Origin of the sequence: Bradyrhizobium sp. 22 (genome assembly GCF_000482425.1) — a bacterium.
Taxonomy (GTDB): Bacteria; Pseudomonadota; Alphaproteobacteria; order Rhizobiales; family Xanthobacteraceae; genus Bradyrhizobium; species Bradyrhizobium japonicum_B.
The window spans coordinates 927,305-941,349 of the sequence record NZ_KI519400.1 but is presented as its reverse complement, the minus strand read 5'-3'; the positions used below and the strand labels follow the sequence as shown (position 1 = coordinate 941,349).

Genomic DNA, 14,045 nt, shown 5'->3' with positions numbered 1-14,045 from the left:
GTTCCCGGGGATCGCCGATGTCCCGCGAGAAGCAAGAAATCGCGGATCGCCGCGCGCTGCCGTCACAACCCCAACAGGCCCATGCTCAACAGTCTGGATCTCGAAGGCCGTCCCGAGGACACCAGGGTCGTCGTCGCCATGTCGGGCGGCGTCGATTCCTCGACGACGGCTGCGCTTCTGAAGGCGGAAGGCTACGACGTCGTCGGCATCACGCTGCAGCTCTACGACCATGGCGCGGCGACCCACCGCAAGGGCGCCTGCTGCGCCGGCCAGGACATCCACGATGCCCGCGACGTCGCGGCCAAGCTCGGCATTCCCCATTACGTGCTCGATTACGAGGACCGCTTTCGCGAATCCGTCATCGACAATTTCGCCGACAGCTACGCGCTCGGCGAGACGCCGGTGCCCTGCATCGAGTGCAACCGCTCGGTCAAGTTCCGCGACCTCCTGAAGACCGCGCGCGAGCTCGGGGCACAGGCGCTCGCCACCGGCCATTACGTCGCCTCGCGCCGCCGCCAGGACGGCTCGCGCGCGCTGGTCTGCGCCGCCGACCCCGACCGCGACCAGAGCTACTTCCTGTTCGCGACCACGCAGGAACAGCTCGACTTCCTGCGCTTCCCGCTCGGCGACATGACCAAGCCGGAGACGCGCGAGCTCGCACGCCGCTTTGGCCTTAGCGTCGCCGACAAGCACGACAGCCAGGACATCTGCTTCGTGCCGACCGGGCGCTACACCGACATCATCACGCGCCTGCGGCCGAACGCGATGGACCCCGGCGAGATCGTCGATCTCGACGGACACGTGCTCGGCCGCCACAACGGCATCGCCAATTTCACCGTTGGCCAGCGCCGCGGCCTCGGCATTGCCGCATCCGCACCGCTGTACGTGGTGCGGCTGGAGGCAGCTCACCGCCGCGTCGTCGTCGGCCCGCGCGATGCGCTGAAGATGCACCGCATCGCACTTCGCGACGTCAACTGGATCGGCGACGGCGACATCGACCGCGCCATCGGCGGCGGTCTCGAACTGTTCGTGCGCGTGCGCTCGACCCGGAGCCCGCAGCCGGCCTGGCTGCGCGGCGCAGGCGGCCATTACGAGGTCGAGCTCGTCGCCGGCGAGGAGGGCGTCTCGCCCGGCCAGGCCTGCGTGTTCTACGACGCAGCCAGCGGCCAGGCGCGCGTGCTCGGCGGCGGTTTTATTCAAAGCGCCGCAGCGAAGGTTGGCGCGGCCACCTCGCGCCCGCTCGCGGAAGCCGTGCGCGGCTGATCATGAAATTGGATCGCACTCTCGCGACACCGGAAGTGCGCTCCCTCTCCCGCCTGCGGGAGAGGGTTGGGGAGAGGGTGCTTCCGCAATGGGATACCCCCGGCGCGGAGAGAACCCTCACCCGCCACGCTCTTGCGAGCGTGTCGACCTCTCCCGCAAGCGGGAGAGGCTCCAGACCGCGCGCGGGGCAGGATTCGTTCTCATCAACAAACACACCTTAGAGAATCTTCGCGTAAGGGCAGGGGCATGGCAGCAGACATCTCGCGGGCCGGGGTCGAGAAGGCCTATGGCCGCTGGGCGCCGGTGTATGATCTGGTGTTCGGCAAGGTGTTCGACGCCGGCCGGCAGTCGACCATCGCCGAGGCCGATCGCATCGGCGGCCGCATCCTCGACGTCGGCGTCGGCACCGGCCTGTCGCTGTCGGATTACTCGCGCACCACCAGGATCTGCGGCGTCGACATCTCCGAGCCGATGCTGCGCAAGGCGCAACAACGCGTGCGCACGCTTCGCCTCTCCAATGTCGAAGTGCTCTCGGTGATGGATGCGAAGAACCTCGCCTTCCCATCAGACTTCTTCGACGCGGTGGTGGCGCAATACGTCATCACCGCGGTGCCCGATCCCGAAGGCACGCTCGACGAGTTCGTGCGGGTGCTCAAGGCCGGCGGCGAGCTGATCCTGGTCAACCACATCGGCGCCGAGAGCGGCCCGCGCAAACTGTTCGAGCTCGCCTTCGCGCCGATTGCCCGCCGCCTCGGCTGGCGCCCGGAATTCCCGTGGGCCCGGCTCGAGGGCTGGGCGGCCAGGCACGGCGGCATCACGCTGGCCGAGCGCCGCCCCATGCCGCCGATGGGGCACTTTTCGCTGATCCGCTACCGCAAATCGTGATCATGCCGCGGGAACACGCGCCGAGGCCGGCGCGTTCCCTTCCCATGCGCACGACATCGAACATCATCCTGGCCAGCCTCCTGATCGCCGCCTCCGGCAGCGCGATCGCGCAGGCCCCGCCCGCCCCGGCGACGCCGCCGCAAGCGACCGCGCCGCCATCCCCGCAACGCGCCGCCGGCTGTGCCCCCTCCGACCGGCTCGGCACCGCCCCGGACGGCACCACCACCGGCCAGTCCCGGGAACCGCTCGGCGACAAGCTCGCCAAGACCGACGGCGTGCTCTGCCCGCCCTCTGGCGTCGACCCCGACATGCACGCCCCCGCGCCCAGCACCGGGGCCAACACCCCCGTGATTCCGCCCCCCGGCAGTCCCGGCGGCGACCCCAGCGTGCGGCCGAAATAGCGCGTTCCGCCCCCAATCTCCGTCATGCCCGGGCTTGTCCCGGGCATCCACGTTCTTGTCCCCGCGACTGAAGACGTGGATGGCCGGGCCAAGCCCGGCCATGACGAACCCGTTGAAAAGAGGCTGTATTCTCAAGGCGGCTTACCCGGACGTGGTCTAGGCCAGAGCGGAAAAAGGCGGCCCACTTTGCTTGACTTACCCCCGCCCCCTTCCTTATATGCCGCGCGTTCGCGAGATCGGCCTTATTCGCCGCCGCGATCCCTGTGGCGGGGTAGCTCAGCTGGTTAGAGCACGGGAATCATAATCCTGGGGTCGGGGGTTCGAGTCCCTCCCCCGCTACCAAATCCAGCTAAGCAGCTGATGGTTTTTCAAAGTATCGCGTGCGCTCGCCTTGATGCCGACCGGTTGCACCATGCTGGTCGCATCGTTCTACTGTTGGCTGTTGGCCCTGCGCCGCTCGCACTGCATCGGTCCGCAACCAGGCGCGGAAGTGTTGGAAAATGGCTGACCATCTTGAACTCGCAGTGCTTCATCGGAGCGGTGGCGCAAGCCCCGCGAAGAAGGAGCGGTACACGTTCGATTTTGTCATCAACGGGCAATCTCTCCTTGCCGTCACCGGCGCCGCCAACTTCGATTTGTCCGGTTGTCTTTCCGTCCCTCAACGAGAGCCCGAGCTTGCCCTTCGCCTCAACGATAGGCTCACGCGACTTCTGACGTCGGCCGTTCCGGTCGGCGGTAGTCACCGCGTGGCTCTGTATGTTTGCCCGGAATGTGGAGACTTGGCCTGCGGAGCGATTACCACCCTCGTGTCGCGGAGCGATGGCGTCGTGCGTTGGTCCGACTTTGCGTACGAAAACGGAGATGACTGCGAAACCAAGCTGTCGAAGGTCGGCCCCTTTGCGTTCGATTGGACATCCTACGTAACCGAAATCGAACGAGCGTGCGCTGGCTGACGGGTCTGTAGGATGAGTAGCGCGCAGGCTCGGTAGAGTTCTTGCGAACCCCATCATGCTTCACGTCGCTCAGCTTCGCTTCGCTCTACCCGTCTACGAGCTAAGGAGCTTCTTGGAGTGCAACTGAAGGGTTATGCTTGGATAGGAAGTAGGCATCACAAAACAGCTTGATGAACGATACTTCCTTCAATGTCACGACGACCCCCGTAAGCTGATCGCGATCGAAGGCACGGCAGAGTTCAGCATAGCGATCTCTCTCATCCATTTGGGGAAAGAGGCGATCCAGAAACTTCAAAACTGCTGGCTCAAATGGGGTGCCCGGTTGCCAATCGTTGTGCTCGGCCATCATCGCACGCAGACTTCGGAAAAAATTTCCGAATGACTCAACCTCGCATTGCCAATGCACGTCGTTCAAGGAGAGGAACGTCAGGCCTCCTATATAGAAATCTAGGGAATTTTGATAGCCAGTCTGCTTTACTTTAGTAAGTGCTGCGAAAGCCAGAGCGGAACGAGCGAGATCGTCATCGGCCAACGCGCGGTTCTCGCCCCAATCTATTTTGAGGCTGGGTTGTCTTTGGAGTCTTAAGTCTTGATGATTTTCAAGATCGCGGATCGTTTCGTAGTATCGGTCGATTTGCTCCGGCATTCGCCACCACCAAAACCCCATGGTGCCAATGTTCAGGGCGACTACGAAGCTCCGGGCGACCCCCCATCCAAAATACCAGAGCGCCTGCACCGGCACATTATCGCCGAGAATGAAGTCGATGAAGATCTGATCTTTCTTGCCGCTAACAGCTGAGAGTTTTATCCAGCTGGACTTCTTGTTGAAATTCGACAGGACTTTCGTCCTAATCGAATGCGACGCGCAAGTGATCCGCACGCGGAGGCGCCACTTTTCCTTGGTTTTTTCTTCCGGAGCATTTCTGCTGCGTTCTAATTCTCTCTCTGCCGCAAGCCGGCCGTCTTCAACGGCCCTATCAAACTGATCTTTGAGCCACCGGGCCCATGTGTTCGAGCCTTTCAATTCTACCAGCTTTTTCATGGACGCTTTAGAGAATATCTGGTTGCGCTTTTCGGGATCATCGGTCGCAGCCAGAAACCATGCTTGAAGATCAATTTCCTCTTGTGGAATCTCCTCTCGTGGCTTCTCAGTTTTAGCTAGTTCGATGCTCGCTTCGGCAAGCGAAATGAGCTGCTTTGCCTCCTCCTCTGCTACTGCTCGGCTGGGAAGGACTAGACTTTCTACATCGCTATCGACGTATAGTCCGAGAAGTCGGGTGTCGTGTATGCGTTGAGCAACGCCAGACATTTCATCGAGACGTTTTCCAGTTATCTCCCCGGAGAAAAAGCCGCCACCAAAGAAGCACCAGAAGAGCTTTTTGACATGGTCTTGCTCGTGTTTCTTAGGCCACGCAGGTGGAACGGTCGCCATCTTCGACACGGCTTGAACTCCCAACAAAGCTCGACGCCCAATTTCTTCGAGGGCCAAGGCGGCAAGGTGATAGGCAATGTTGGGATGTCCGGCCAGCATCACTGCGCGTGCGGAGTCTAGAAGGTCGCTTGCGTGACCAACGCAAGCATCCATTGCTTTCAACAAAGACTCATCGCGTGATAATTTCGTCATTTGGGGCAGCTCTTCTCATTCGGAGCGGCCTCTAATCAGAGGCAAGTCACATCCTTAGCTGAGTCGTCGATCTGAGCACGTGCCGATAGAGTACCTTTTCCCTGCGCCATCGCATAAAGGCAAATCTTGATTGCTTGTGTAGTGTCGCAGGGTATATCCAGCGGTCCAACGTAATCCGCTATCAACGCAAAAATACTTGGGGCATATAACCCGCTTCCGTATGGGTCTATCGCTACTGAAGTCAGTTGCAACTATACGGCGCTAGCCTGCTTGATGATGTTATTCACCTTCGCATTCGGCGTGTTCTGGAGCCTTAGACCTTCCATCGGGCAAACACCCTACACCCCCGTCAACCCCTCCCGTCAAAAATATTCCCATTTACCGAATTTCGGAAATATCGCATACCCCGCTCATCCCGGCTCATCCTTGAGGGGCGATCGCGTCGTCGTCTTGATCGCGAGCCGGGCTTGCGGTGGACGCGGCAGCGTCGGGCGCGATGGTAGCGGGCAGGGAGGGTAGTCCCCGGAGAGCTCGCGGCCGCGCGCGGACGAACGGCGCTGCTAGGCTTCGTCTCGTTTGTAAGTTTCCGGCTCCGTCGACGGTGTCAGGGAATACTGCGGCGAAATGGCGGGCCGTGCGTACGGCAAAACCGTGTGGTCCTGGCCGTCGTTGCTACGGTCAAGCGCTTGCGGAGGCGGCAGTCGCGTCAACCGGCGCGGGGGCCGGTGAATTCCGTAAGGCGCGAGGGAGGCCAGAAGGAACTCGGCTCCCGGGAGAGCACGGCATAAGCCGTCCGACCATCGCGCAGGGAAGGCCGAGTGATCGGCACCACCTGTATGCTGCTGTGCGGTTTTCCTGCGTGTGCATTTCGCGCAGCGGACCGCGGGTGCGTTGTCAGCACCCGGCCTTCCCTGTGCCCTCTTGGTTTGAGGGTGGAATGAGGAAGCAAAGCTCGGGCGAATTCAGCCGCGAGAATGCGAAGGCGCGTCTGCGATGAAGAGCACGCGATGCCATGATCTCTTCCTGCTATCAAACAGAGTCAGTCGCGACATTGAAGCCGATCGGTAGTGCCTGCACCAGCGACATCGGCGCAACTAGCGCTGGCAGTGCCACTTGGGCCGTCGCAAAGAGAAGCGCACGGATGGCACGTTTCATCCGTTTTGGGTCATTTAGCCTTATAGCCTTACCTCTATTGGCCCCCGTCCAGCTTGGGCCGGACGGGCTGGAACTCGCGGGCGCGTCGGTCGTTGCTTGGCCGCGGCAATAGCGAGCGAGTAGGAGAGTACGTGAACCGACGCCAGCTTGTTCAAGGGTCGGCAATGCTGCCGGCGTTGCTGCTCGGTTCGGGCGGCGGTTTTGCGGCCCCCTCGGACGTCGCGTTTGGGCCCTCTACGGTGAGGGACTTGGCCCGTATGCTGGCGGGGAAGCCGTACGAAGCGCCGGACGAGAAGCTTCCGAGCGGATTGAAGGACCTGGACTACGATCAGTATCGCTCGATCCGCTTCTTGCCCGAGCGGGCGCTCTGGCGCGGCAAGAATCTTCCGTTCGAAGCGCAGTTCTTCCACCGCGGCTTCTTCTACAGGAACAGGGTGAACATCTTCGAGGTCGCGGACGGAAAGGCATCCGAGTTCCAGTACCGCAAGGCGGATTTCTCCTTCGGCGAGAAAGTCCCGGCGTTCGAGGACAACGACATCGGCTTTGCGGGCTTCCGCATCCATGCGCCGATGAACCGTCCCGACTATTACGACGAGGTCTGCGTCTTCCTGGGGGCGAGCTATTTCCGTGCCGTGGCCAAGGGGCAGACCTACGGCCTTTCCGCCCGGGGGCTCTCGATCGATACGGGCGAACCCAAGGGCGAGGAATTTCCGCTCTTCAAGACGTTCTGGCTCGAGCGGCCGGCACCGGGCGCGAGCTCGCTGGTGATCCATGCCCTGCTCGACAGCAAGAGCTGCGCCGCCAGCTACCGCTTCACCGTGCGCCCCGGCGACACGTCGGTTTTCGACGTGGAGATGTCGGTCTACCCGCGCGTCGAGATGCCGCGGGCCGGTCTCGCGCCCATGACCAGCATGTTCTTCTACGGTCCGAACGATCGCAACGACATCGACGATTTCCGCCCCTCCGTGCACGATTCCGACGGCCTTGCGATCTTCAACGGGAAGAGCGAAAGCCTGTGGCGGCCGCTCAGCAATCCCCGCGACCTCCAGATCAGCACCTTCCAGGATCTCAATCCGCGCGGCTTCGGCCTGATGCAGCGGGAGAGGAACTTCTCCGCCTACCAGGACATCGAATCCAGCTTCGAGCGACGGCCCAGTCTGTGGATGGAGCCGATCGGCGACTGGGGCGAGGGCGGGGTCGCGCTGATCGAAATCCCGACCAAGGAGGAGGTCCACGACAACATTGCCGCATTCTGGCGGCCTAAGAACCCGCTGCAGGCCAAGGGCGAACACAATTACACCTATCGGCTGCATTGGGGGCCGGATAGCCCGAAGCCGCAATCGCTGGCCAGATTTGCGCGAAGCGGGATAGGGGCAACGGGCGAGGACGCGCGCCTGTTCGTGCTCGATCTGCTCGGCGACAACCTCAAGGGCGTCGATCCCTCAGGTGTCAAAGGTGTGGTGACGGCGGGCAAGTCCGAGGTGAAGAACATCGTCACGCAGCCCAATCCCTACACCGGTGGCTGGCGGCTCAGCTTCCAGTGCCAGGTGAAAGGCGAGCCGGTCGAACTGCGGGCGTTCCTGGCCCAAGGCGACAAGCCCTTGTCGGAAGTCTGGGTCTACCGATGGGCGCCCTGAGCACGGCGCCGCGGCCGATGGCCGGCGATATCGCGACCCAGCGCCTGCTGCCGGGCGAGTCTCCCCTTCCGATGGCTCCCGGCGACCTCGGAAAACACCGGGTACCCGACCGCATTCCCGCGCCGGTTGCCCCGGCAATGGCCTGGCGGCGCGGCCTCATCCTCCTCTCGACGGCGGCGCTCACGGCCGGCGGCGGATACGAGATGTATCGCGTGCTGGAGGTCGGCGGCGTCACCGTGCTCGAAGCCATGGTGCTGGCGCTCTTCCTGGTCCTGCTCGCCTGGGTCGCCTTCTCGTTCGTCTCCGCGCTGGCTGGCTTCCTTGTTCTGCTCGCCCATCGTCCGGGCGCCTTCGCGCCAGATGCGGAGCTGCCTGCGATCGCAAGCCGCACCGCCATGCTGCTTCCCACTTACAACGAGGATCCGCACCGATTGACAGCGCGGCTTCGTGCGATCATCGAATCCCTGGAGACGACCTCGCAAGGAAAGCTGTTCGACTGGTACGTTCTGAGCGACAGCACCGATCCCGACATTTGGGTCGCCGAGGAAAAGGCGCTCCTCGCGCTGCGACAGGCGGTGGGGACACCACGGCTGTACTATCGCCACCGAGCCGAGAATACGGCGCGCAAAGCCGGGAACATCTCCGAGTGGATCACGCGGTTCGGCGGCGCCTACGATTTCATGATCGTGCTCGACGCCGACAGTCTCATGAGCGGGCAGACCATCGTCCGACTGGTTCATGCCATGGAGAGCAATCCGAGCGCGGGCCTCATCCAGACGCTCCCGATGGTCGTCAACGCGCGAAGCCTGTTCAGCCGCATCCAGCAATTCGCGGGCCGCCTGTACGGACCGATGATCGCCGCCGGCGTTGCCTGGTGGCACGGCTCCGAAGGCAATTACTGGGGCCACAACGCGATCATCCGGGTGAGGGCGTTTGCTGAAGAGGCGGCGCTGCCGCAGCTGCGTGGACGGAAGCCGTTCGGCGGGCACATCCTCAGCCATGATTTCGTCGAGGCTGCGCTGATGCGGCGCGCCGGGTGGGGCATCTACATGCTGCCGACGCTCGGTGGAAGCTTCGAAGAGGTGCCGCCGTCGCTGCTCGATTTCGCGGCGCGCGACCGGCGCTGGTGTCAGGGCAATCTTCAGCATCTCGCCGTCGTGCCTGCGCGGGGTCTCCACTGGGTCTCGCGCGTGCATTTCATGGTGGGGATAGGGGCATATCTGACGGCGCCTCTCTGGCTGCTGTTCCTCTTGCTGGGAATGTTGATCTCGCTGCAGGCCCGCTTCGTGCGGCCGGAGTATTTTCCGAAGGGGTTCTCGTTGTTTCCGACCTGGCCGGCCCAGGATCCCGTGCTCGCGATCTGGGTGTTCGTCGCCACGATGGGTCTGCTGCTGTTGCCGAAGCTGCTCAGCCTCGTCCTCGTTTGGATGCGCGGCTCGGTGAGACGCCAGTTCGGCGGCGCGTTGCGTGCTTCGGCCGGAGTTCTCGCAGAGATCGTCATATCCGCGCTGATGGCGCCGGTGATGATGATCTTTCAGTCGATCGCGGTGATCGAGATTCTGGCCGGCCGCGATGCCGGCTGGCAGACGCAAAGGCGCGACGACGGCACGGTGGAGCGGCGCGAGCTCTATCGGAAATACGGCGTTCCGACCCTGTGCGGTGTTGCGATGGCCGCAAGCGCCTACGCCGTTTCGCTGCCCCTTCTGCTCTGGATGTCGCCGGTCATCGTTGGGCTGCTGTTCGCCGTTCCCATAGGCGCGCTGACCGCCACGCCCGTCTCCGGAAAATTGTTTGTCACTCCGGAAGAACGAGAGCCGCCTCCCGTGCTGCGGCGGGCGAACGAACTCAGCGCGTCGGCTGACGTAGGGGGCATGCCCGCCTTGGTGGAGCTGCGCCAAGACCCCGCGCTCCTCGCCTTCCACCTCGCGCAGCTGCCGCCACCTCGCCCCACCAGGCCCGACGCGGTCGACGCCAATCTGGCGGTCGGCCGTGCCAAGGTCGATGCGAGCGAGACGTTCGAGGAGGCCGCAGCGCATCTATCCTCGCGAGAAATCTTCTCGATCTTGAACGACGGTCCGGCGCTTTCCACCGTGTTGCAGAAGCGATGAAGCTGCGGCCTGGATCTGTCCTGCGGCCGTCCGAAGCTTTCTCTCGTTGCGTAGACCGCTATTGCTCTCTCCCTTGATGGCCGGCATCCTCGAACCAAGTGCGCGGAAAAGCGCCCCGAAACGTCCAAGGAAGGAAGCACGCGATGAGGATGATCAAAGGGCCTGCGATATTTCTCGCTCAGTTCGCGGGGGATGCGGCGCCGTTCAATTCGCTCGATGCGATCTGCGGATGGGCGGCCTCGCTGGGCTACAAGGGAATTCAGATTCCGAGCTGGGACGGGCGGCTGTTCGACCTGACCAAGGCCTCGGAGTCGCAAACCTATGCCGACGAGGTGAAGGGAATTGCGGCGCGACACGGGCTTGCCATCACCGAGCTGTCGACCCATTTCCAAGGCCAACTCGTCGCCGTTCACCCGGCCTATGATGCGGCCTTCGACGGCTTCGCCGCGCCGGAGGTGCGTGGCAACCCCACGGCCCGCACCGAATGGGCGGTGGATCAGGTCAAGCGCGCCATCCTGGCGTCCCGGCGGCTCGGCCTCAGCACCCAGGCGACGTTCTCCGGCGCGCTGGCCTGGCCCTACGTCTATCCCTGGCCGCAGCGTCCCGCCGGCCTGATCGAGACCGCCTTCGACGAACTCGCCAGGCGCTGGCGGCCGATTCTCGACCATGCCGACGAGCAGGGTGTCGATCTCGCCTATGAGATCCACCCGGGTGAGGACCTTCACGACGGTGTCTCCTACGAAATGTTCCTCGACCGGGTGAACCACCATCCGCGCGCGAACCTGCTCTACGATCCCTCGCACTTCGTGCTGCAACAGCTCGACTATCTCGACTACATCGACATCTACCACCAGCGCATCAAGGCGTTTCACGTCAAGGACGCCGAGTTCAATCCGACCGGCCGCCAGGGCGTCTATGGCGGGTTCCAGAGCTGGGTCGACCGCGCCGGCCGCTTCCGCTCGCTCGGCGACGGCCAGGTCGATTTCGGCGCCATCTTCTCCAAGCTCACGCAATACGATTACGGCAGCTGGGCGGTGCTTGAGTGGGAGTGTGCCCTGAAACACCCCGAGCAAGGCGCGCGTGAGGGCGCCGAGTTCATCCGCAACCACATCATCGAGGTAACCGAGAAGGCCTTCGACGATTTCGCCGGCAGCGGTACCGATGCGGCCGCCAACCGCAAGATGCTCGGCATCTCCTGAACGAAAGGCTGCAACATGGCGATCGAAGCAAGCGGTGAGACCGGCGGCCATCGCCGCATCCGTCTCGGCATGGTCGGCGGCGGCCAGGGCGCGTTCATCGGTGCCGTCCACCGCATCGCCGCGCGCATCGACGACCAGTTCGAGCTGGTGGCCGGCGCGCTGTCGTCGGATCCAATTCGCGCCAAGACCTCCGCAAAGGAGCTCGGCATCGCCGACGGCCGGGCCTATGGCTCGTTCGAGGAGATGGCGCAGGCCGAAGCGGCGAGGGCGGACGGCATCGAGGCGGTCGCGATCGTGACGCCCAATCATATGCATAGCCCGGTCGCGAAAGCCTTCCTGGAAGCCGGCATCCACGTCATCTGCGACAAGCCGCTGACCACGACCGTTGCCGAGGCCGAGGAACTGGCGGCGCTGGTCAAGACATCTGGCCAGATCTTCGTCGTCACGCACAATTACACCGGCTATCCCATGATCCGGCAGGCCCGCGCCATGGTCGCAAACGGCGATCTCGGCGAGATCCGTCTCGTCCAGGCCGAGTATCTGCAGGATTGGCTGACCGAGCCATTGGAGGCCACGGGCCAGAAGCAGGCGGCATGGCGCACGGACCCGTCCCGGTCCGGCGCCGGCGGGTGCATCGGCGACATCGGCACCCACGCCTACAATCTCGCCTGCTTCGTCACTGGGCTCGAGCTCGACGCGCTGCTCGCCCAATTGTCGACCTTCGTCGAGGGCCGGCGGCTCGACGATGACGTGCAGATCTTCCTCAAGTGGAAGGGCGGCGCCAAGGGCATGCTGTGGGCGAGCCAAATCGCCGTCGGCAACGAGAACGGGCTCAAGCTGCGCGTCTACGGCAGCAAGGGCGGCCTCGAATGGGCGCAGGAGAATCCGAACCAGCTCTGGTTCACGCCTTACGGCAAGCCCAAACAGCTACTGACCCGCGGCGGCGCCGGTGCATCGGGCGCGGCGGGTCGGGTCACCCGCATCCCGTCGGGGCACCCCGAGGGCTACCTCGAGGGCTTCGCGACGATCTATGCCGAGGCGGCGCGCGCCATCCGCGCGGCCGCGGCCGGTGAAAAGCCGCCGCCCGACGTTATCTTTCCGACGGTCGAGGATGGCCTCGCAGGCGTGAAGTTGATCGATGCCGCGGTGAGGTCGTCTGCAGGCAACGGCGTCTGGGTTCGGATGACCTAAGGCGGTCGCGATGCCGCCGAACCCGTTGTCGATGGATCTGCTTGATATGGATGCCATAGTGACCCATGACTTCGCTTCGTCGAGTACCGCCGAGTGAGGACAACTTGCACGGCATTCGCGTGTCGCGTCGTGCGATCTCTCGCGGCGTTCTGGCTCCGCACGAACGATACATCGAATGCGAGCAATTGCGGCGCCCTACAATTCGCATTCTGCCTATGGGCTACTTCACACATCAGAAATTTGCGGTCTCACAAATTGCTGACACGGTGCCAAGCGAGTTCCGTTGCTTTGTCTAACTTAGATTGTATGGTGGCCATAAGAGCATTCGGCCTGATCGACGATGTGCGGCCAATCGGCGCTGTCCGCATCTTTGGTGATCATGATCACAGGAAGAGTGTTCGCCCCTGGGTAGAATGAGGGACAGAGGACAATGACCGAAGGATTAGGACAATGTCGCTGCTCCAGATCAATCTCTTCGGCGGTGTCGAGGTCATGCGTGCCTCCGGCGAGTCGGTGTTGATCCCCAGTCGCAAGGCTGCAACTCTCCTTGGCTATGTGGCGCTCAGTTCCCCTCGGGCCATTTCTCGCGGCAAGCTCGCGACCCTGTTGTGGGACGGTCAGTTCGGCGATCGCGCCCGCGCCAGCCTTCGACAGGCTCTGCTCACATTGCGGCGTGAATTGCCGCAATATTCCGACGTGATCGCGGCCGATCGCGACGACATCCGCATCTGCCCGAACGCCATAAGCACCGATGTCGGGGAATTCGAGCGGCTCCTGTCGGATGGAGATCCCGAACGATTGGCTCGCGCGGCGATGCTGTATCGGGGTGACCTTCTCGAGGGCATCAGTTCGACCTCATGCCAGTTCGAAGCCTGGCTGTCTGCCGAGCGTCAACGACTGAGGACAAAGGCGATGCAGGCGCTTGCGGGCCTGCTGGACACCGACGGGCGCGAGCACATGGATATCGCGATCGCGCTCGCGCTGCGTATTGTTGCGATCGACCCGCTTCAGGAGCAGGTCCATCGCATCTTGATGCGCTGCTACGCGCAGCAAGGTCGCCGTACCGACGCGCTGCGTCAGTACGATCTTTGCCGCTCCGTGCTGTGGCGGGACGTTCGCGCGGTGCCGGAGCAGGAGACCGAACAGCTGCAGCGCGACATCCGCCGCATGTTCCACGCTGCGCCCCTGAGACCTGCCTCGGTCAAATTGCAGCGGGCCAAGAACTTTGACGCAACTTTCACGCTCGGCGTGACGCCTGCATCACGATCCCTGTCGTAGCCTTAGCCGCTCGCACAATCGTGCGTAGTGATCCCGACTCCCTTCAGGGAACGCGTGTCGCTCGCGGGTCAGGCACTTCATCAGGAGACTTTGATCATGACTGGAACACAGCAAGGATATGAGGACTACGGCCAATTGGACCCGCAGGGGATATTCGGCTCCATCCTCGGCGGTGCGGCCGGACGAGTTATCGGCAACCTGCTCGGCGGCAAAAGGGGAAAGAATATCGGCGGCGCCATAGGTAACATCGGCGGAGGTTTCCTGCCGTTTTCCGCCGGTCCGGAAGTGCCGCAAGGTTCTGTGCAGGTCTCCGACATGGAGCTGCAGAGCTTCTGGAGCGTGCTGAAGAAG

10 protein-coding genes, 1 tRNA gene and 1 pseudogene are annotated in these 14,045 nt (G+C 63.1%); 11 read left to right on the top strand and 1 reads right to left on the bottom strand.

The annotated features are described in order from the left end of the window. Window positions 1–81 precede the first annotated feature (81 nt). The 5 genes from mnmA to K410_RS37455 all read left to right on the top strand — a co-directional run bounded on the left by mnmA (window position 82) and on the right by K410_RS37455 (window position 3,502). The gene (mnmA, locus tag K410_RS0129890; protein ID WP_028138282.1) at window positions 82–1,263 is read left to right on the top strand and encodes a tRNA 2-thiouridine(34) synthase MnmA; all 1,182 of its coding nucleotides are present in this window, start codon (window positions 82–84) and stop codon (window positions 1,261–1,263) included. 246 nt (window positions 1,264–1,509) lie between these two features. Further along, window positions 1,510–2,148 (top strand): class I SAM-dependent methyltransferase, encoded by a 639-nt coding sequence (locus K410_RS0129885; RefSeq protein WP_028138281.1) that lies wholly within the window; start codon window positions 1,510–1,512, stop codon window positions 2,146–2,148. 44 nt (window positions 2,149–2,192) lie between these two features. Beyond that, on the top strand, window positions 2,193–2,549 hold the full coding sequence (locus K410_RS0129880) for a hypothetical protein (RefSeq protein ID WP_028138280.1): 357 nt from the start codon (window positions 2,193–2,195) through the stop codon (window positions 2,547–2,549). A gap of 265 nt (window positions 2,550–2,814) precedes the next feature. Continuing rightward, a tRNA-Met gene (locus K410_RS0129875) sits at window positions 2,815–2,891 on the top strand. A 158-nt stretch (window positions 2,892–3,049) separates the two neighbouring features. Beyond that, the gene (locus tag K410_RS37455; RefSeq protein WP_049820384.1) at window positions 3,050–3,502 is read left to right on the top strand and encodes a hypothetical protein; all 453 of its coding nucleotides are present in this window, start codon (window positions 3,050–3,052) and stop codon (window positions 3,500–3,502) included. Between the two features lie 100 nt (window positions 3,503–3,602). Here the strand turns inward: K410_RS37455 and K410_RS0129865 are convergent, their stop codons facing one another. Beyond that, window positions 3,603–5,126 (bottom strand): AbiV family abortive infection protein, encoded by a 1,524-nt coding sequence (locus tag K410_RS0129865; RefSeq protein WP_080672272.1) that lies wholly within the window; start codon window positions 5,124–5,126, stop codon window positions 3,603–3,605. 1,286 nt (window positions 5,127–6,412) lie between these two features. Between K410_RS0129865 and K410_RS0129860 the strand changes: the two genes are divergently transcribed. The 6 genes and pseudogenes from K410_RS0129860 to K410_RS40595 form a co-directional block, all read left to right on the top strand. Further along, complete coding sequence (locus K410_RS0129860) at window positions 6,413–7,918, top strand: glucan biosynthesis protein G (protein WP_028138278.1); 1,506 nt, start codon at window positions 6,413–6,415, stop codon at window positions 7,916–7,918. Next, window positions 7,906–10,026: a glucans biosynthesis glucosyltransferase MdoH gene (gene mdoH, locus K410_RS0129855; RefSeq protein WP_028138277.1), complete on the top strand. Its 2,121-nt coding sequence runs from the start codon at window positions 7,906–7,908 to the stop codon at window positions 10,024–10,026. Before K410_RS0129860 ends, mdoH begins: the two co-directional genes overlap by 13 nt. A gap of 143 nt (window positions 10,027–10,169) precedes the next feature. Next, entirely contained in the window at window positions 10,170–11,225 is a 1,056-nt protein-coding gene (locus K410_RS0129850) for a sugar phosphate isomerase/epimerase family protein (protein ID WP_028138276.1), read from the top strand. A 15-nt stretch (window positions 11,226–11,240) separates the two neighbouring features. Then, entirely contained in the window at window positions 11,241–12,416 is a 1,176-nt protein-coding gene (locus K410_RS0129845) for a Gfo/Idh/MocA family protein (RefSeq protein WP_028138275.1), read from the top strand. 450 nt (window positions 12,417–12,866) lie between these two features. Next, window positions 12,867–13,694: an AfsR/SARP family transcriptional regulator gene (locus K410_RS37450; protein WP_049820383.1), complete on the top strand. Its 828-nt coding sequence runs from the start codon at window positions 12,867–12,869 to the stop codon at window positions 13,692–13,694. A 96-nt stretch (window positions 13,695–13,790) separates the two neighbouring features. Beyond that, window positions 13,791–14,045 (top strand): annotated as a pseudogene (locus K410_RS40595) (hypothetical protein); the annotation flags it as partial.